The following is an 18203-nucleotide window of genomic DNA, read 5'->3' on the forward strand; positions in this document are numbered from 1 at the left end:
GAAAGGAAAAACTATGAGCTATAAAGTAATGGGTATCACAGCAGGAAGAAAAAACAGCAACAGTGAGATTTTACTGAAAGAAGCACTTATGGCATGTGAGGAAAAAGGTGCAGAAGTTACCATGATCAATCTGAAGGATTATAATATTCTTCCATGTACCGGATGTACTTCCTGTACAAAAAATATGTCCATGGGAAAAAATGCCGGAAGTATTCTTGACAAGAAAGACGATAAAAAGAAAATTATGGACGTTATGCTAGCTCAGGATGCAGTGCTTTTTTCCGCACCAACCTATGATCTGATGGCCTGTTCCACATTTATCACGTTTGCACAGAGAAGTCTGAGCTATGAGACATCATTTCTGGAGACCCTTGGTGCGATCGAGCATAAAGACCGCATTGCAGGTCTGATTGCCGTAGGTGGTTCAACAAGAGCATGGCAGTCTATGGCACTGGAGAGTATGCAGGCGGCTATGTTTACAACAGATATGAAAGTTGTGGACATGATTCTGGGAACCAGAGTCCCGGGAAATGCACAGTGTCTCCTTCAGGATGATCTGGTGGCACGAGCTCACAAAATGGGTGAAAATATTATGGAATGTCTGGAGCTTCCTGTAGAAGAACGCAGATGGATGGGCGAAGAAGATATGGGCTGGTGCCCGAACTGTCATTCCAATGCACTTGTTCTGGGGGAGAAGCAGTGGGATGGTCTTTATTATCCGGTAGAATGTCAGGTATGTGGTGCCGGTGGAACCCTGGAGCAGACAGATGGAGGAAAATGGATTTTCAAAATTCAGAAAGACGGACTGTTAAAAGACAGAACGACTGTAGCAGGACGTGCCAAACATCTGGAAGAAATTGCAGAAACACAGGGAGGATTTTTCTCCAACCCGGAAAGTATGAAACTTGTAAAAGAAAGACTGGAAAAGTATAAAAAGAAAACTTTCAAGACTGTATAAAGAAGAAAAACGGGCAATTGCTATGGGAATTCCAGACAGGCAATTGTCCGTTTTGTATTTTTCTTTTGTTTTGCAGATTAACAAAACACTTTGCAGGATATTATCTGCCGAATATTATATCAAATCCTCTTCAATTCATAACTCCGTGTACCAAGTCCAATCTTCTCCCCATGATCTAACGTAGCTTCCCATTCCACATTTGGATTGGAATCCATGAAGTGATTATGATGGCAGTGCCAGTCTGGTTTCGCAAGGTTATCACCAAGCTGGCTGTTGCGGATTGGTTCTGCTGCAAGACAGGCATCTACGCAGGCCTGGTCAAGGGCAATAGGATCGAAGCTTGCGAACATTCCGATATCCGGAAGGATTGGAGCGTCGTTCTCGCCGTGGCAGTCACAGTTGGGGCTTATATCCTGAACCAGGGCAATATGAAAGCATGGGCGGCCATGACAGACTGCTTTTGCATACTCTGTCATTTTGCGGCAGAGAAGCTCATTGGAATTGCTGTGAGGATTATGAATGGCATCAAAGCTGCAGGCACCGATACAACGGCCACAGCCTTTGCACTTATCATAATCAATAACAGCTTTTTTCTCAGGGTATGTAATGGCATCACTTCCGCATTCTTTGGCGCAGCGCTGGCATCCACGGCAAATGTCCGCTTCGATAACCGGCTTTCCGCTGTTGTGCTGGGCCATTTTTCCGGCACGACTTCCGCAGCCCATACCGATATTTTTGATAGCACCGCCGAAACCGGTAGCTTCGTGACCCTTGAAATGAGTAAGACTGATAAATACGTCTGCATCCATGATGGCGCGGCCGATTTTGGCTGTGTGGCAATATTCTGCATTTTCTACAGGAACCTCAATATCATCTGTTCCCCGGAGTCCGTCACCGATAATGATCTGGCAGCCTGTGGTAGTGGTATTGAATCCATTGAGATTGGCACAGTCCATATGCTCCAGGGCATTCTTACGGCTTCCAGGATAAAGGGTATTACAGTCTGTAAGGAAAGGCATTCCGCCCTGCTCCTTACAAAGATCAGCTACAACTTTAGCGTAGTTTGGACGAAGGAAAGCAAGGTTACCAAGCTCTCCGAAATGCATTTTGATGGCAATGAATTTGCCATCCATGTCAATGTCTTTGATTCCGGCTGCGATACAAAGCTTTTTCAGCTTGTCCAGCTGGCTGGTGCCTACTTTGCAGCGGAAATCGGTGAAATATACGGTTGATTTCTCCATGGGATCCTCCTTGTAAATCTGTTAGTTATATTATATTCCTGCAATCTGCCCGCTCCACTTTGCGAGAAATCTTACCTTCTTTCGGTTGGTGTAGCTCGCTGCACCAACCTCAATCGGACAAAATCTCCCACAAATTATGACGCACATTTTGCAAAAAGTCTTTTGGTGGTACGCTTTAGAAAAAGTGCAGAATTTCATCAAGTTCTCTGCGCTTCGGACGGCTTGGTTCTTCGCCCGCTTTACCAACAGCGATAACAGAAACGATAGTTTCCTCCACTGGGATGGAAAGAAGTTCGCGGATTTTATCAGCGTCGCGAAGTCCCATGATCAAAGTAGAAAGTCCAAGCTCTGTAGCTTTCAGAATCAGGTTTTCGTTCTGAAGTCCGAGGTCATAACAGCCCCAGCCATTGCCGAGTTCGTTGTCAGGAGTGCCATCTGTCTGGAAACCGGCGCGGTTATGTACGAAAGTGGTGACGATTAAAGCTGCGTACTCTGTTTTACTATCGTTGTTTGCATATCCGAGACATTCCTGGCGAATCTGAAGCTTCTTATCCTCTGATAAAACACAGTAATAGCGGCCGGTCTCTGTGTTTTTCCAGGAAGGTGCCTCCTGAGCTGCCTTTATAAGCTCCTGAATCTGCTCTTTAGTCACATTGGTGTCAGGACTGTACTTGCGTACAGTTCTTCTTTTTTCAATTAGTGTCTGAAAATCCATGATAAAACCTCCTCATTTGCTTTAATTATCTTTGGTATTAAGCCACTCCTGGATTGTTTCAGGGCTGACCTTGATGTAATGCGAAATTTTTTCAATTTTCACTCCGTCTTCTGCCATGGAAAGGGCGGTTTCTTTTGCAAGCTTTAATTTCCCTTGCTCTTTTCCAAGTTCAAATTCTTCACTATAAAGTTCTTCCAATTCACGACACATATACTTCATTCCCTTCGGTGTTTCTTTTAATTCAGATACTCGTTCAGCAAGAACTTTGCTATACATTCTCGCTTTGGGAATAGGTTTCTAATGTTTCAGTTTCCGAAAAAATCTTTTTTACCATATTCACTTCTCCTTTCCAGGAGACCTGAATATGTACTTCAAAAATCTCCTGCTCTTAGTTTGGTTTGAAATTAAAAGCATAGATTTCTGAATGATGTTTAGAATTTACAGATGATGCAAATGCACCTTGAAATTAGAGAAAATATGCTTTGGGTATATTCTAGCACAATTTTTTGTTTGTGAGAAGTACGATTTTATATGAAATAGATTCAACAAGTGTAAAGCTATTGGTTTTAAACATATCAGTTCCAAGTTATTTATAAAATTTTTGTAAAGAGAGAAAAAAAGGTTGTCAAATTATATTGAGATGCGTATACTGAATACAAGAACTAAAAGTTCTTTCTTCATCAAGGATGAGTCCTGTGACGGTTCTGACAGGACGGTAAACTAAAAAATGACCGAGAGATGAGTCCTGTGACGGTTCTGACAGGACGGTAAATAAAAAAATGACCGAGTGATGGAGACATAGTGGCGAGAGGAAAGTTCCTCTCGCTTTATGCTATTTGTATAATTTAGAAAGAGGGAAATTAGTGTATCTGCCAGAAAATGACTATCAGATACTAAAGCTAACGGATGCTTTTTTTCAAGCATACCCTAATCCACCTTATATAGAAATATTAAAGAAAAAAGAGAGAGCCTATAATTGTCTGTTATTTCAAACTCATTACAATTATTGTATCTGCATTCCATTTCGAAGTGAAATTTCCCATTTGTATGCATATCATTTTAAAAAATCGAAGAGATCAAAAAAACATAAATCTGGTTTAGATTATTCCAAGATTGTGATTGTGAAAAATCTGGAATATATAGGAACGCAAAATGCAATTATAGATCACGATGAATTTAAGGAGACAATGCGTCATATGGAAAGAATAAAAAAGGAATCGTTGAAATTTGTGGAAGATTATGTAGCGCATATGGACAAAAGACAGTTATTGCCAGAAAAAGAATTTAAAAGAAGGTATACATATTCAACTTTAAAATATTTTCATGATGAATTAGGAGTGAAAGAAAAATGATATACGAATTAAAAGATACAAGTAAAGCCTGCGCTCTTTTTACTGGCTGGCAGGACAGTGTAGTCTGGTCAGCTTTGCAGGGAGTGATGGGAAAAATATATGTGGATTCCCTGGAAAAGCCGGAGAGTGGTGCGGTTATGCTGGGGGATTTTTGTTTTCTGAGTGGGAGGCCTACGGAAGAAATGGCGCTTTTTTGCCCGGAAGACTGTGAATCTAAGGAGTTGATTCTGGTTCCACAAAATGAAGAATGGGCACAGATGATCGAGAAATGCTATGGAGAAAAGGCGGAAAAGACAGTCCGTTATGCGATAAAAAAGGAGCCTGGAATTTTTGACCTTGTGAAACTGAGTGAGGTAGCAGCAAGCTTACCGAAAGAATATGAGATGAGAGTGATCGACCAGAGTCTTTTTGAAATTTGCAGAAATACTCCGTGGAGTAAAGATCTGGCAGCTAATTATGAGGATTACAGTCAGTACGAGCTGTTTGGACTGGGAGTAGTAATTATGAAAGCTGGAGAGGTTGTAGCAGGGATTTCCTCATATTCGGGGTATCATGGAGGAATTGAAATTGAGGTGGTAACGCGGGAGGACTACCGCAGAAAGGGACTTGCGTATATCGGCGCAGCGCAGCTGCTTCTTGAATGTGATAAGCGTGGACTTTATGCAAATTGGGATGCTGCGAATAAAATGTCAGTAGGTCTGGCGGAGAAATTGGGATATCATTTTAGCCATGAATATTTTGTCTACAAAGTAAAAAGGCAGTGAAATATATATGTTCTGTTAAAGCTGCTATAGCGTAAAATTATGTAAATACATGATTTCTGCGTATTGTGAAGCGTGTTGCCGAGAATGGAGAGGTAACATTCAGTGGGGCGGTTACAGAAAACAGTAAGTTGAAACGAACTGAAAAATATGTTAAACTTATGCGCAGCTGTAAGAGCAAAATTAACGAGAAAGGGTAATTTAAGTTACAGATCACGGAATGAACAGTAACCAATCTCAGGCTATCTTTTTATGAAGATAGAGTTAAAATATGAAATTGATTAGAAACTTCAAGAACCGAAAAGAGGAGAACTTATGACTGGATTTGAAAAACTGGAAAACAGTTTAATAGATGTAATAAAAGAAGAACAGGCGAAGCTTGGCTTTAAAGAGGAGAAGATTCATTTATATTATCCACTTTCCTCTTTAAATCATTTCTTTTCCGCAAAGGACAGTGCAGAAGAAATGCTTATCCGTCTGCAGAATATGCCAAGGGAGCTGACACAGAAGCTGGGCGAAGTGTCCGTGTCCCATAAAGGGGACAGATTCTGCTTCTACATTCCGGAACCGGGAAGCGTCTATGTTCATGAAAATATGAAAGAAAATGAATTTATCAAGGTTCTCATCGAACTGGTTCAGCAGCATGACTGCACCAAGGAGAAACTGCTGTCGTTGTTTGCTTCCTACTGGGGAAAAACAGAGTGCCAGGAGATGGACAACGGAGAATTTGATTTTTATATCCGTTTTGTGGATAAGGCAGATGACACGTATTATTATTGCTTCAAGGATGAAGGCTTCCATTTCATCTATCATAGATTTCTGCCAGAGGACTACGAGGATTTTGGTTTTTGAGAAAACCCTGAAAGATCAGCTGATATAGATATTTATGATTTTTACTGGTAAAACTTTCTTTAATTAGAGAATAAAAGATTTTTAACGCTGATGTTATACTATACTGTTACAAGGCATATAGTATTCAATAAGAAAATGAAATTGGAAAAAATCGCTATGATGAATTATTTATGGGGCGGTATGATTCTTCTTGGAATTATCTATGGTGCCTTTGCGGGGAACCTTGACGCAGTAACCGAAACTGTTATAAATTCTGCAAAAGAAGCGGTAAGCCTGGTAATCGCTATTGCCGGAATCACTGCATTCTGGACCGGAATTATGAAAATCGGGGAGCAGGCAGGACTGGTGGAGAAGCTTGCGAAAAAAGCCAGGCCGCTGCTTCTTTTTTTATTTCCTGAATTGAAAGATCAGGAAAAAGCAAGCTATTACATATCTTTAAATTTTCTATCTAATTTTCTTGGACTGACACATGCCAGCACCAGCTCTGGGCTTTTGGCATTCCAGGAACTGGACCGGCTGAATGGACACAGTACCATAGCCAGCAGATCCATGTGTACGTTTCTGATCATCAATGTTTCTTCTTTACAGCTTTTACCAATCAACATGATCGCATACCGGGCACAGTATGGAAGTCCCGCTCCTGCAGCGATTGTAGGACCGGCTATTTTTGCCACCGGGATGAGTACGCTGGCAGCGGTGATTTTTTGCAAGGTGACAGAATCCAGGCATTAGAGCGCGTTCGTCCTGAGCACATTAAATAGCAATAGTATTATAGCAGGAGGCCTATGAAAGTTATCAATTATCTGTCCGATTTAATGATACCTTTTCTTTTATTCATCGTTATCAGTTCCGGCCTTTTGGCAAAAAGAAACATCTATCAGGATTTTCTGGATGGAGCCCGGGATGGATTGAAGACAGTAATTTCAATTTGTCCCACACTGATTGGACTTATGACGGCTGTAGGTGTCCTGCGCTCTTCCGGGCTTCTTGGTTTTCTGGGAAAATTCCTTGGAAAAGCAACTGGTTCTATTGGATTGCCAGGTGATATTGTTCCACTGACATTCGTGCGGCTTTTTTCCTCAAGTGCCGCAACCAGTCTGCTTCTGGACATTTTCAAAGAGCATGGAACAGAATCCTCCGTAGGTTTTATGGCTGCGGTTATTCTAAGTTCCACTGAGAGCGTGTTCTATTGTATGAGCGTTTATTTTGGTATAACAAAAGTGAGAAAGACAAGATTTGTTTTACCTGGGGCACTGATCGCAACAATCGCTGGAGTAGCAGCGGCAGTCTGGATTACGATTCTGGGAAAATATTAAAGTTCTATTTAACTGTTAATTTTAAAGTGCCGGAGGCTTCGGCGTCAATGGATGCTCTCTATAGTACATTCTTGTAAAGTTAAGGAATTTTTGCATATCCCCACTGATATATTTCCCCTTTTTCCACACCATTCCAATTTTTATGCGGATAGGTGGATTAAGGGGAATTCCTGTTATCCTCGCATCTGCGAACCGGTCAGTCATGCTGGAGTAAAGGAAGCAGCCATATTTTCCGGTTCTGACAAACTGCAGTGTGGTATAAATCTGACTGCTGCGCATGACGATGTTCGGAGTGTAGCCGTCCATTTCGAAGCGAGTCCTTAACAGCTGGTTCTGTACGGAATCAGCGTTGAAAAAAATCAATGCTTCTTTTGACATTTCTTTTGTAGTAACAAGTTCTTTGCCCGCCAGCGGGTGATCTTTACTTACACAGAAAACAACCTGGTCGTTGGCCAGGACAGCGTTGTAAAATTTATCAATATTGTACTGCTCCATATTTACCAGAGCCAGATCCAGGGTATCGTCCTGAACCAGATTACAGGCGCGGACGGAGCCATACTCTTCCAGGACTACAGCAATTTCCGGATATTCCTGATGAAATGCGGTGAGAAGGTCCGGGAAAAATACAGTGCTCAGCATTGGCGGAATTCCAATGCGAAGAGGTGGCTTTACTCTTGCCATGCTGGAGTAGTCAGCCTGGAGTTCTGTGCAGTACTGGAGAATATAGGTGGCTTTTTCATAAAGTGCCTCGCCTTCCTGTGTCAGGACCAGTTGGTTTCCCTTTCTATAGAAAAGGCTGATACCGAATTCGATTTCCAGGTCACGGATGGCTACGGAAACGGTAGGCTGGGTGACGTATAATTCTTCCGCTGCTTTGGTAATGCTGTGACAGCGGCTGGCAGTGCAGAAATATCGAAGCTGGTTTAGTGTCATGATGGCAAATACCTCAATTCTAATTCATCTTTCATAAAAATACCACATACATATAATAATTTCCATATTTATTTTAAATTCATATTGTTTCATGGTAATACTGCACAAAATATATCTGTAAAAATTGAGAATATAAAAAATTTTTATAGGGTTATGCAGACCATTAATTTGTTTTTTTATACATACAAGGACTATAATAAACTCATCAAAGGAAACGTGTACGGCCGGTACCTTTCAAGAGAGATTCATACAAGAAGACTGATAAGTAAGACAGAAGCGTAAAGTAAAAAATCAAGAATAAACGATATCACAAAGAAAAAGAAGTGAAAGGAGATCAATAAAATGTCTCACACAACAATCACACTGCTGTTTCTTGTGTTTACGATCATTAGCTTCATCCTTGAGAAAATTCCACTTGGACTTACAGCTTCGATCTGTGCGATCGGATTGACAATTACCGGAGTTTTGGATGTATCTACAACGTTTTCACAGTATGTAAACAGCAACGTAATCCTTTGTGTTGGCATGTTTGTGGTAGGACAGGCCCTATTTGAAACAGGAATGGCTAATAAAATCGGAGGGCTGGTTACCAGATTTGCCAAAACAGAAAAAATATTGATCATTGCAATTATGGTAATCGTAGGAGTAATGTCCGGGTTCTTATCCAACACAGGCACAGCGGCAGTGCTGATTCCGGTAGTCTGTGGAATTGCAGATGAATCCGGCTATTCAAGAAGCCGTCTTCTTATGCCGTTGGTATTTGCAGCAGCACTTGGCGGAAATCTTTCCATCATCGGTGCACCTGGAAATCTGATGGGAGTAAATGCACTTCAGGAAATGGGACTTTCCACAAGTTTTTTTATGTATGCACCAGTTGGAATTCCAATGCTTCTGATTGGAATCATTTACTTCATTCTCATCGGGTACAAGCTTCTTCCAGACGGAAAAGGAGCGAATGGAGCGGCTGTTGAGGAACAGAAAGACTTCAGCAACGTTCCGAAATGGAAACAGATTGTTTCATTAGTCGTTCTGGTACTTGTAATCCTTGCGATGATCTTTGAGGAAATGATCGGAATCAGCATTCAGCTTTCGGCATGCATCGGAGCGATTTTCCTGGTGCTGACAGGAGTTCTTTCTGAGAAAGAAGCGCTGAACTCTATTGATCTGAAGGTGGTATTACTTTTCGGAGGTTCTCTTACACTGGCAAAAGCCTTGGATACAACAGGTGCTGGAGAACTGATCGCAGATAAGATCGTAGGACTTCTTGGAGCAGATCCGAATCCAGTAGTACTTCTTCTGGTAATCTTTATTGTAACCTGTGCGCTGACAAATTTCATGTCAAACACAGCCACAACAGCGCTGATGATTCCGATTGCAGTTTCTCTGGCCAACAACCTTGGCGCAGATCCAAGAGCCGTTGTAATCGCCACGGTAATCGCAGGTTCCTGTGCATATGCAACTCCAATTGGAATGCCTGCAAATACCATGGTAGTAGGATTGGGCGGATATAAATTTAAGGATTATGTGAAATCAGGCCTGCCGCTGATTTTGGTATCCTTTGTAATCTGTATGGTTCTGTTGCCGATTTTGTTCCCATTTTATCCGTAAGAAACAGGAAGATAAACAGAAACGTAAAACGTAACCAAAAAGGCAATGTAAATTTAACATATATCAGGAGGTAAATCATGACTAAGGAAAATGGAGTTAAAGTATTAACAGACATGGTAGCAGATTTTGTTGCCCACATTGGAAAAAAATTACCAGACGACGTGGTGGCAAAGCTGGAGGAGCTTGGTTCCCAGGAAAGCGCAGCACTTCCAAAAGTACTTTATGAGACAATGACCAAGAACCAGGGACTGGCTGTAGAACTGAATCGTCCAAGCTGCCAGGATACAGGAGTTCTTCAATTCTGGCTTAAATGCGGAACTAATTTCCCATATATTAACGAACTGGAAGGGCTTCTGAAAGAGGCAGTGGTACAGGCTACCTTTGCAGCACCGTTAAGACACAATTCCGTAGAAACCTTCGATGAGTACAACACAAAGAAAAATGTTGGAAAAGGAACTCCGACTGTGTGGTGGGATATTGTTCCAAACAGCGACAAATGTGAGATTTACGCATACATGGCAGGTGGCGGCTGTACTCTCCCAGGAAAAGCAATGGTACTTATGCCAGGTGCAGGATACGAAGGTGTAACCGATTTCGTTCTTGACCAGATGACAACCTATGGTCTGAATGCATGTCCTCCGCTTCTTGTTGGTGTAGGAGTAGGTACTTCTGTAGAAACAGCAGCTCTCAATTCAAAGAAAGCGCTTATGCGTCCGATCGGTTCTCATAACGATAACGCAAATGCGGCAAAAATGGAGCAGCTTCTGGAAAACGGTATTAATGCAATTGGTCTTGGACCGCAGGGAATGGGTGGAAAATATTCTGTAATGGGTGTTAATATTGAGAACACGGCCCGTCATCCATCTACGATTGGTGTTGCAGTTAATGTGGGCTGCTGGTCACACCGCCGTGGCCACCTTATTGTAAATTCGGATCTTACAGTAACATGTGATACACATTCCACATGGAAATTTAATGCATAATCGGAGGGAAAAATCATGATAGAAATCAGAGGAGATAAAAAAGTTCTTATTACACCAATCAGTGCAGAAGATCTGGCTGATATTAAAATCGGTGATATTGTATGGCTGGACGGAGATCTGATGACCTGCCGTGATGTGGCACACCGCCGTCTGGTTGAGTACGGAAGAGAGCTTCCGTATGACATCAAGGACAAAGCGATTTTTCATGCTGGCCCGATTGTCCGTAAGATTGAGGGTACAGAGGATGAGTATGAAATGGTTTCTGTGGGACCGACAACCTCCATGCGTATGGAGAAATTTGAGTATGAATTTACCAAGCTTACAGGTGTGAGAGTAATTGTCGGAAAAGGTGGAATGGGTCCGAATACGGAGCGTGCGTGTAAAGAATTCGGTGCGATCCATTGTGTATTCCAGGCTGGCTGTGCAGTTGTTGCTGCCACAGAGGTTGAGAAAATCGTAGAGCATCACTGGGATGAGCTTGGAATGCCGGAAACCTTGTGGTGCAACAAGGTAAAAGAATTTGGTCCGCTGATCGTGTCAATCGATGCACAGGGACGTAATCTTTTTGAAGAGAACAAGGTTGTTTTCAATGAGAGAAAAGAAGCTGCAAAGCAGGCTATCTATCCGGAAGTTAAATTTATTAAATGATAAAAATTTCTTTTCTATTGTTTTTTAGAGAATAGATAAAAGAGCGATAATTGCAAATAAAAATATCCTGAAAGTTACAATAATTTTGGGTGGTATCAACATGGATTGTATCAACCTGGATGTTGTAACTTAATCAGGATATTTTTATTTTTAGAGAGGCGGGAGATTTATTTTCCCCCACCCTTCAGTTTGATATATCAGTCAATCTTCAGAATCAATTCTAACACACGTCTAGCGCAGTGCTCCAGCTGGGCACGTCCAAGCTGGCCAATTTCCATGGCTTTCTTTACACGGTCTGGGAAACCGGTTCCCATTTTTACATCATTTCCAGCCTGGATTTCTTTATAATGTTCTGCTCTTGTCCACCAGTCTGTGGTGACCATACCCTGGAAGCCCCACTCGCCGCGGAGTACATCTTCCAGAAGCTCACGGTTCTCGGAAGCACGGTGACCGTTGATAGCATTGTAGGAGGACATGATGGTCCATGGCTGTGCCTCTTTTACAATGATCTCAAATCCTTTCAGATAGATCTCACGAAGTGCTCTTTCGGAAACACGGGAATCACTGTGCTTTCTGTTTGTCTCTTTATTGTTAGCTGCAAAATGCTTTACAGAGGCAGCAATGTGCTGGGACTGGATACCTTTTACCATAGCAGCACCCATTTTTCCAGCGATCAGCGGGTCCTCGGAATAGTATTCGAAGTTTCTTCCGCAAAGAGGATTTCTGTGGATGTTTACAGCCGGGGTAAGCCATACGGCAAGGTTGTTTTCCTTGACTTCTTCTGCGCCAGCCTGTCCTACCTGCTGAACAAGTGCCGGGTTCCAGGTGCAGGCAAGAAGGGTTGCACATGGCCATGCGGTGGTATCCATGCAGCATTCGCCAGTGATACGAAGTCCGGCAGGGCCATCAGCTGTCATAATGGATGGAACACCATAATCCGGGAGATTTCCAAATCCAAAAGTATTGGAAACACCTACGTTTGGCTGGCCGCCAAGAAGATGAAGCAGATCATCATCGCTTAACTGGGCCATGAAGTCATCCAGGGAAAGTTTGCCTTCTGCAACGTCAATAAACTGCTTTTTGCCATAGTTATCAAACAGGGCACCTCGCGCACAGCCGCGTACACCAGGGGTAAGACCCTCTTCTGTGCCAGGCTCCATTTTTTCAAATACGCATTCGTTCATGTCGTGGCATTCAGACTGTGGAAGTTCCTCGAAGCTTCCGTCAGAGAGCATACGCTCTTTCAGGCTGGTTGGAACCAGATGGGCACTCAGCTGTCTGGTGATCACGTTTTCCTCAAGCTCCATGGCCTGGATTCCTTCTTCTGCATCTCTTACAGATGTTCCGATGTAGAAGTGGTAAGTACCTTTTTCCAGAATATATGCAGATTTCTGGATTTTTCCAAGGTCATCGTAGGATGCCATGTCAGCTTTTGCAAAGGAGAGGCGGATCAGCTGTGTCTCGCCTGGCTGAAGAAGCCTTGTTTTTGCAAATGCAGCAAGCTGGCGGGATGGTTTTTTCAGAAGCCCCTGAGGTGCTTCGAAGTAAAGCTGTACAACCTCTTTTCCAGCCATGTCACCGGTATTTGCTACCTGAACTTCTGCAAAAATCTGATCTTCGGTTTCCCACATGGCTGTGTTATCCAGGGAAAAGGTAGTGTAGGAAAGTCCGTATCCAAATGGGTAAATGACTTTTTCCTGTGCGCCTGGAATGGTTTCAAAGTAACGGTATCCTACATAAATGTCTTCTGTGTAGTTTACATAATCAAAAGATTCGTGGAAGTTTGCAGTAGAAGGATAATCATTAACATCTGCTGCAAAAGTATCGGCAAGCTTACCAGATGGATTTCCTTTTCCGGTAAGAAGCTCTGCCATGGCAAGTCCACCTTCCATGCCGCCCTGCCATCCAAGAAGAGCAGAGGAAATCTGATCGTCATTTTTTACCCAGGAAAGGTCAATGATTCCGCCGATGTTAAGAATGACTACAATGTCGTCGAAACGCTCTTTTACCATTGCCAGCATAGCCTTTTCGCGGGCTGTTAAGTAGAAATCGCCATCTGGGAAAACTTCGCCGGAGATTTTTGGCATGGTGGTTTCGTTATCCCATGGATTAAATTCGTTGTTGCACTCGATGCTGGAACGGTCCCAGCCTTCTCCTGAGAAACGGCTGATCACAACTACAGCAACATCTGCGAAAGCTTTGGCTGTGTCTGCAAGGGCAGCGGGAAGCTCTGGTTCCACAGTCATTCCAGGAGCTGCGCCTTTTTCATACTGGTGCATGATGTCGGTGCGATAAAATGTGGATAATGGCTCATAGATCTGAACTGCGTTTTCCTGCATTTTCAGTCCATCATAAAGGTTGTGCACATAAGCTACTTTAACGTCGCCGCTTCCGCCGCCGCCTTTTACATAGTCGAAACTGCCTTTGCCAAAAAGTGCGATGCGTGTACCTTCTGTGAATGGAAGCAGATTTTTTTCATTTTTTAACAGAACCATACCTTCTTTGGCTGCTTCTTTGGAAAGCAGGATGTGCTCCTTACTTGCGGTCACACGGCCTGTTTCTTTAAGGGGAAGGTTTGGCTGGAATTTAACGCGGGTCCATTTATTCATTTGATCGTGTCCTCCTGTTTTTTATTGAGATATGTTTGGTTTAAGAAATTAGTTCTCTGTCTTGATAAATTTTATTATAGGTGAATATATGGAGATATACTAGAGTATTTATTGCTTCTTTTATGGGATTTTATTGATATTTTGTACTGATTATTCTATAATTATATAGAAAATAGTGGTAGATTTTGATTTCATTCCTGTAATTCGTATTATCTGTTCCGGAATATATTTTGTGGGAAGTATTTTCAAAACACGCATTAAAGTTGAGGGGGAAGAAACAAATGCAGATTGAATATGAAAACGTATTGGACGATCACCTTGGAAAAATTCATTTCTCAGTTGTAAATACATGCGACATCTTGATCCCGGCACACTGGCATGAACATCTGGAAATCATTTATATGATAAAGGGTAACATTACGGCTGCTATTAATGATACAAATTATGAACTGAAAGAGGGAGATATTTTTCTGGTAAATACCAATGATATCCATTACACGCTCACTCATGGAGATTCCTGGTATTATCTGCTGCAGATTCCACCTGTTCATCTGGAACGGATTTCTGCCAGCTGGAAGGGAATGAAGTTCTTAGAATATATGCCTGCCAAACCAGAAGAAACAGAAGTGATAAAAGATATACAAGGGATAGAAAAAAGAGAAGAAACAGAACTGGCGAAGCTTCGGGAGTTGCTGAAAGCCGTATTTGAAAAAATCGCAGAATTGTATGATGAGAAAACGAAAGGCTATCATCTGTTGGTTCTTGGTGAGGTTTACCGGTTTTTGTATCTGCTTTATACGAAGGGAATCATAGCAGAAGAAATGGCAGAAGGAAGACAGAGCACCAGGCGTGATCTGAAGCGAATGAAAATGTGCATGGAATTTGCGCAAAATCATTATAGTGAGGATATTTCCCTGGCAGATGTGGCAGGTCTTTTATCTGTCACACCAGAACATTTCTGCCGCTTGTTTCGCAAATATACAGGACAGACCTTTCTTGCGTATGTAAATCAGATCCGGATGGATCATTTCTATAATGATCTGCTGGAGACTGACGAAAATATAACATTCCTTCTGGATAAAAACGGGATCACCAATTATAAGGGATTTTTAAAGAAATTCAGGGATATTTATGGGGAATCGCCGCGGGCTGTGCGACAGAAAAAAAGACAGTTGTCTTTGGGAATAACAGAAAGTTAATCCGGGACAGCTGTCTTTATACAGGCTGTTAAAATACGATCTGGATACTATAACTGCGCCTTGTTTTTTACCAGCATTTCATGAATGATATTCTGGGTATAAGCTCCCAGATGTTTCTTATCTTCTTTTTCCAGCTGATCGACGTAAATCGGTTTACCATATTCCAGAATGACATGGGTCTTTTTGATCTTTGGGAAATGGTTTTCCCAGATATCAGCAGAACCGCTGATCGCCATGGGAATGATCGGACAGTTGGTCTTGGTTGCAATCTTGAAGCTGCCTTCATGGAACGGCAGCATGTCCAGCTCACTCTCGTTTTTGTTGCGGGTACCTTCCGGGAAAATACAGATGGAAATACCGGATTTCACCTTTTCGATAGCGGTAAGGATGGTTTTCAGACCCTGCTTCAGATCCTTGCGGTCAAGGAAGAGACAGTGAAGACGCTTCATCCAGGTAGAAAGAAGCGGAACTTTTTCCATTTCTTTCTTCGCTATGTAACCAGTTCGGATCGGGCATCGCGGATAAGTAAGCGGCACATCAAAGAAGCTCCGGTGATTGCCGATGTATAGAACCGGTGTGTCTGTAGGAACATTCTCCTCGCCAATGACGGTAAGCTTCACACCTGCCACCCATAAGATGAACCGGAATACTGCCTGGACAATCCGAAGGGAACTGATTTCTTTTGCCATAGGATTGAATTTTCCAATAATCCACTCCACGAAAAGGATGGGGATGGAAAGAATCAGGAATCCAACCACTACGATCACGCATAAAATAAAACGAATCATATGATTTTCCTTTCTGTAAATATGTCTTTTATCCTTTTCTTCATTATATGTAATTTTGAAAAATCTTGCAATAAATCTTTTCTATCCCACATAGAATAAAATAAATGAAAACTGCAGCTGTGAGCGGCAGGGACTGGCTAAGGTGACCATGAAAAAAACGACAGCACATTTTATGGTTCTGATAGGGTGCTTATTTTTACTTAGTGGATGCCGGTTTATCCGGATTGAAGATGAGCCGCGCAAGCCTTTGGAATATTCCATTGTAAAAAGTGAAGACATACCACAAGAGTTAAAGACTTTAATACAGGAGAAAAAAGAAAAAGAATTCCAATTGACATATCAAAGTGAAAAAGACCTGTTTCTTATAAAAGGATATGGGCTGCAGATGTGCGGTGGCTACAGTATTTCAGTAGAAGAGCTGGGGGTGACATCCCAGGCTGTTTTTTTTAAGACCCAGCTGATCGGGCCATCAGACAGAAAAGCAGAGCTTAGCCCGCCCTCGTATCCGTATATTGTAATCAGGACAGAATATAGGAAGGAACCTGTAATTTTTGAGTAGGAAATAAAAAGGAGTGGAAAATCGTGGAATTAAGAAAAGAAAGTGTGCAGATGCTTCATGTAAAAAGCCGGGCAACCAGTCAGGTGACTTTTGATACGGATTATAATGTGCCTGATGCGAAGCCGGATATGGGAAGGCTGATCCAGAGTAAAGGGAATATTTCCATGGAGGAAGTACGCCTTAGCGATGGAAAAGCATTTATCAGCGGAAATCTGAACGTGGATATTCTTTATGTTGGAGAAGAAGACCAGAAAGTAAGCAGTCTGGCGGCAAAACTGCCTTTTGATGAGACATTGAACCTGGAAGGAATCGCTGGGGGTGATAAAATATGCCTGAAGTGGGAGATTGAGGATCTCAGTGTACACATGATCCATTCCAGAAAATTGAATATTAAGGCGATCGTTACCTTCTATGCAGTCGTGGATGAAATGACAGGTGTGCAGCTTCCCGTGGAAATCAGTGGAGAAAACGTTTCTGTAAAAAGAAAAAAAGTACGGTTAATGAGTCTGATGGTACATAAAAAGGACACTATGCGGATCAAAGATGAGATCACGCTTGTGTCCAATAAACCGAACATTGAACAGCTCTTGTGGTATACCATCGAAGTCCGCGGGATGGATCTTCGACCAGAAGATAATGTGGTGAAAGCAAGGGGAGAACTTTCAGTTTTTGTTTTATATTCTGGTGAGGATGAAGAAAATCCGCTTCAGTGGGCAGAATATACGTTGCCCTTCAATTCAGAAATGGAATGCACCGGCTGCACCGGAGATATGATCCAGGATATTGGCTATTCTGTTATCAATCAGAGTATTGAGGTGAAGCCGGATTCGGATGGTGAAGAACGGGTAATGTGCGTAGATGTGGTTCTGGAACTGGATATGAAGCTTTACCGGGAGGAAGAGCATGATCTGATCCTGGACGTATATTCTCCTTTGAAAACCTGTAATGTACAGGGAAAAGAGGTGTGCCTGGGAAGCCTGCTTGTCCGTAATGATTCCAAATGCCGCGTGGCTGACCGGATCGAGCTGAAAGAGAGCCAGGGGAAGATTCTGCAGATCTGCCACAGCCAGGGCCGGGTAAAAGTAGAAAAAACGAAGATCGTGGAAAACGGAATCCAGGCAGAGGGAATTGTATTTCTGAAAATCCTTTATATAACCGGAAATGATGATATGCCATTCTATTCGGTGGATGGAATGATTCCTTTTTCCCACATAATAGAAGCAAATGGAATAAAAGAAGACAGCATCTTTTTCCTTCAGTCGGATCTGGAACAGCTGTCCACGTCTATGATCGACAGCAATGAGATAGAGGTAAAAGCAGTGATCCGTCTGGATACGCTGGTGCTTCAGTGTGAGAAACAGCTGCTTATCGGCAAGGTGGAGGAGCAGCCCCTTGATATGCAGAAAATTCAGTCGATGCCGGGAATCACGGTGTATATGGTAAAAAACGGGGATACAATGTGGGACATTGCAAAACGATTTTACACCACTGTGGAGGAAATCTGCGCGCAAAATGAACTGGAGGATGACAAGGTTACACCTGGGATGCCATTACTTTTGGTGAAAAAGGTGGAAGGGTAGAATCTTTTTGGGAAAATATGGCGTGAAGCAAGGCGTGTAAGGAATGAGAAATTTCCTCGAATAAATGTATTGAAAAAAATACAAAAATATCTTACAATAAA

Annotated in this window: 17 protein-coding genes and 3 pseudogenes; 13 read left to right on the forward strand and 7 right to left on the reverse strand. The window is 42.4% G+C overall.

Annotated features, from left to right (window positions below):
- Positions 1 to 13: 13 nt before the first annotated feature.
- Entirely contained in the window at positions 14 to 958 is a 945-nt protein-coding gene (locus ACTQWB_RS04150) for a flavodoxin family protein (protein ID WP_441500504.1), read from the forward strand.
- A gap of 119 nt (positions 959 to 1077) precedes the next feature.
- On the opposite strand, the gene ACTQWB_RS04155 is transcribed toward ACTQWB_RS04150, so the two are convergent.
- Both ACTQWB_RS04155 and ACTQWB_RS04160 read right to left on the reverse strand, forming a co-directional pair.
- Complete coding sequence (locus ACTQWB_RS04155) at positions 1078 to 2199, reverse strand: DUF362 domain-containing protein (protein ID WP_441500505.1); 1122 nt, start codon at positions 2197 to 2199, stop codon at positions 1078 to 1080.
- Positions 2200 to 2229: 30 nt separating this feature from the next.
- Positions 2230 to 2349 (reverse strand): annotated as a pseudogene (locus tag ACTQWB_RS04160) (DUF6783 domain-containing protein); the annotation flags it as partial.
- Between ACTQWB_RS04160 and ACTQWB_RS04165 the strand changes: the two are divergent.
- A pseudogene (locus tag ACTQWB_RS04165) lies at positions 2296 to 2454 on the forward strand (hypothetical protein); the annotation flags it as partial. The pseudogenes ACTQWB_RS04160 and ACTQWB_RS04165 sit on opposite strands and share 54 nt — an antisense overlap.
- Here the strand turns inward: ACTQWB_RS04165 and ACTQWB_RS04170 are convergent.
- Positions 2450 to 2914, reverse strand: a pseudogene (locus ACTQWB_RS04170) (nitroreductase family protein); the annotation flags it as partial. The pseudogenes ACTQWB_RS04165 and ACTQWB_RS04170 overlap by 5 nt on opposite strands.
- 21 nt (positions 2915 to 2935) lie before the next feature.
- The gene (locus tag ACTQWB_RS04175; protein ID WP_441500506.1) at positions 2936 to 3124 is read right to left on the reverse strand and encodes a hypothetical protein; all 189 of its coding nucleotides are present in this window, start codon (positions 3122 to 3124) and stop codon (positions 2936 to 2938) included.
- Positions 3125 to 3777: 653 nt separating this feature from the next.
- On the opposite strand from ACTQWB_RS04175, the gene tenpIN reads away from it, so the two are divergent.
- The 5 genes from tenpIN to ACTQWB_RS04200 all read left to right on the forward strand — a co-directional run bounded on the left by tenpIN (position 3778) and on the right by ACTQWB_RS04200 (position 7195).
- Positions 3778 to 4266 (forward strand): type III toxin-antitoxin system TenpIN family toxin, encoded by a 489-nt coding sequence (gene tenpIN / locus ACTQWB_RS04180; protein WP_441500507.1) that lies wholly within the window; start codon positions 3778 to 3780, stop codon positions 4264 to 4266.
- Positions 4263 to 5030: a GNAT family N-acetyltransferase gene (locus tag ACTQWB_RS04185; protein WP_441500508.1), complete on the forward strand. Its 768-nt coding sequence runs from the start codon at positions 4263 to 4265 to the stop codon at positions 5028 to 5030. Before tenpIN ends, ACTQWB_RS04185 begins: the two co-directional genes overlap by 4 nt.
- 312 nt (positions 5031 to 5342) lie before the next feature.
- Positions 5343 to 5879 (forward strand): DUF3877 family protein, encoded by a 537-nt coding sequence (locus ACTQWB_RS04190; RefSeq protein WP_441500509.1) that lies wholly within the window; start codon positions 5343 to 5345, stop codon positions 5877 to 5879.
- Between the two features lie 156 nt (positions 5880 to 6035).
- A complete protein-coding gene (locus ACTQWB_RS04195; RefSeq protein ID WP_441500510.1) occupies positions 6036 to 6611 on the forward strand; it encodes a nucleoside recognition protein in 576 nt (191 codons plus the stop codon).
- A gap of 53 nt (positions 6612 to 6664) precedes the next feature.
- On the forward strand, positions 6665 to 7195 hold the full coding sequence (locus ACTQWB_RS04200) for a nucleoside recognition domain-containing protein (protein WP_441500511.1): 531 nt from the start codon (positions 6665 to 6667) through the stop codon (positions 7193 to 7195).
- A gap of 21 nt (positions 7196 to 7216) precedes the next feature.
- Here ACTQWB_RS04200 and ACTQWB_RS04205 read toward each other — a convergent pair whose 3' ends face one another.
- A complete protein-coding gene (locus ACTQWB_RS04205; protein ID WP_441500512.1) occupies positions 7217 to 8128 on the reverse strand; it encodes a LysR family transcriptional regulator in 912 nt (303 codons plus the stop codon).
- Between the two features lie 342 nt (positions 8129 to 8470).
- Here ACTQWB_RS04205 and ACTQWB_RS04210 point away from each other — a divergent pair, with 342 nt between their 5' ends.
- The 3 genes from ACTQWB_RS04210 (at position 8471) to ttdB (ending at position 11367) form a co-directional block, all read left to right on the forward strand.
- Positions 8471 to 9736 (forward strand): SLC13 family permease, encoded by a 1266-nt coding sequence (locus tag ACTQWB_RS04210; RefSeq protein ID WP_441500513.1) that lies wholly within the window; start codon positions 8471 to 8473, stop codon positions 9734 to 9736.
- A 77-nt stretch (positions 9737 to 9813) separates the two neighbouring features.
- Entirely contained in the window at positions 9814 to 10719 is a 906-nt protein-coding gene (ttdA, locus tag ACTQWB_RS04215; protein ID WP_441500514.1) for a L(+)-tartrate dehydratase subunit alpha, read from the forward strand.
- Between the two features lie 15 nt (positions 10720 to 10734).
- Complete coding sequence (gene ttdB / locus ACTQWB_RS04220; protein ID WP_441500515.1) at positions 10735 to 11367, forward strand: L(+)-tartrate dehydratase subunit beta; 633 nt, start codon at positions 10735 to 10737, stop codon at positions 11365 to 11367.
- 197 nt (positions 11368 to 11564) lie between these two features.
- Here ttdB and ACTQWB_RS04225 read toward each other — a convergent pair whose 3' ends face one another.
- On the reverse strand, positions 11565 to 13976 hold the full coding sequence (locus ACTQWB_RS04225; RefSeq protein WP_441500516.1) for a glycoside hydrolase family 3 C-terminal domain-containing protein: 2412 nt from the start codon (positions 13974 to 13976) through the stop codon (positions 11565 to 11567).
- Positions 13977 to 14257: 281 nt separating this feature from the next.
- Here ACTQWB_RS04225 and ACTQWB_RS04230 point away from each other — a divergent pair, with 281 nt between their 5' ends.
- Positions 14258 to 15175, forward strand: a complete 918-nt coding sequence (locus ACTQWB_RS04230) for an AraC family transcriptional regulator (protein ID WP_441500517.1) — start codon at positions 14258 to 14260, stop codon at positions 15173 to 15175.
- Between the two features lie 47 nt (positions 15176 to 15222).
- Here ACTQWB_RS04230 and ACTQWB_RS04235 read toward each other — a convergent pair whose 3' ends face one another.
- Positions 15223 to 15963, reverse strand: coding sequence for a lysophospholipid acyltransferase family protein (locus tag ACTQWB_RS04235; protein WP_441500518.1), 741 nt, complete (start codon positions 15961 to 15963; stop codon positions 15223 to 15225).
- A 247-nt stretch (positions 15964 to 16210) separates the two neighbouring features.
- On the opposite strand from ACTQWB_RS04235, the gene ACTQWB_RS04240 reads away from it, so the two are divergent.
- Positions 16211 to 16522 (forward strand): protease complex subunit PrcB family protein, encoded by a 312-nt coding sequence (locus ACTQWB_RS04240; protein WP_441500519.1) that lies wholly within the window; start codon positions 16211 to 16213, stop codon positions 16520 to 16522.
- A gap of 23 nt (positions 16523 to 16545) precedes the next feature.
- Positions 16546 to 18102, forward strand: coding sequence for a DUF3794 and LysM peptidoglycan-binding domain-containing protein (locus tag ACTQWB_RS04245; RefSeq protein ID WP_441500520.1), 1557 nt, complete (start codon positions 16546 to 16548; stop codon positions 18100 to 18102).
- Positions 18103 to 18203: the final 101 nt, after the last annotated feature.

The organism is Blautia sp. HCP3S3_H10_2 (assembly GCF_052122375.1).
Classification (GTDB): domain Bacteria; phylum Bacillota; class Clostridia; order Lachnospirales; family Lachnospiraceae; genus Blautia_A.

Bases quoted from the DNA above. Each gene is read 5' to 3' on its own strand.
- ACTQWB_RS04150 (WP_441500504.1), top strand. From the start codon at position 14: ATGAGCTATAAAGTAATGGGTATCACAGCAGGAAGAAAAAACAGCAAC.
- ACTQWB_RS04175 (WP_441500506.1), bottom strand. From the start codon at position 3,124: ATGTGTCGTGAATTGGAAGAACTTTATAGTGAAGAATTTGAACTTGGA.
- ACTQWB_RS04195 (WP_441500510.1), top strand. From the start codon at position 6,036: ATGATGAATTATTTATGGGGCGGTATGATTCTTCTTGGAATTATCTAT.
- ttdB (WP_441500515.1), top strand. From the start codon at position 10,735: ATGATAGAAATCAGAGGAGATAAAAAAGTTCTTATTACACCAATCAGT.
- ACTQWB_RS04200 (WP_441500511.1), top strand. From the start codon at position 6,665: ATGAAAGTTATCAATTATCTGTCCGATTTAATGATACCTTTTCTTTTA.
- ACTQWB_RS04235 (WP_441500518.1), bottom strand. From the start codon at position 15,963: ATGATTCGTTTTATTTTATGCGTGATCGTAGTGGTTGGATTCCTGATT.
- ACTQWB_RS04230 (WP_441500517.1), top strand. From the start codon at position 14,258: ATGCAGATTGAATATGAAAACGTATTGGACGATCACCTTGGAAAAATT.
- ACTQWB_RS04190 (WP_441500509.1), top strand. From the start codon at position 5,343: ATGACTGGATTTGAAAAACTGGAAAACAGTTTAATAGATGTAATAAAA.
- ACTQWB_RS04155 (WP_441500505.1), bottom strand. From the start codon at position 2,199: ATGGAGAAATCAACCGTATATTTCACCGATTTCCGCTGCAAAGTAGGC.
- ttdA (WP_441500514.1), top strand. From the start codon at position 9,814: ATGACTAAGGAAAATGGAGTTAAAGTATTAACAGACATGGTAGCAGAT.
- ACTQWB_RS04205 (WP_441500512.1), bottom strand. From the start codon at position 8,128: ATGACACTAAACCAGCTTCGATATTTCTGCACTGCCAGCCGCTGTCAC.
- ACTQWB_RS04210 (WP_441500513.1), top strand. From the start codon at position 8,471: ATGTCTCACACAACAATCACACTGCTGTTTCTTGTGTTTACGATCATT.
- ACTQWB_RS04225 (WP_441500516.1), bottom strand. From the start codon at position 13,976: ATGAATAAATGGACCCGCGTTAAATTCCAGCCAAACCTTCCCCTTAAA.
- ACTQWB_RS04185 (WP_441500508.1), top strand. From the start codon at position 4,263: ATGATATACGAATTAAAAGATACAAGTAAAGCCTGCGCTCTTTTTACT.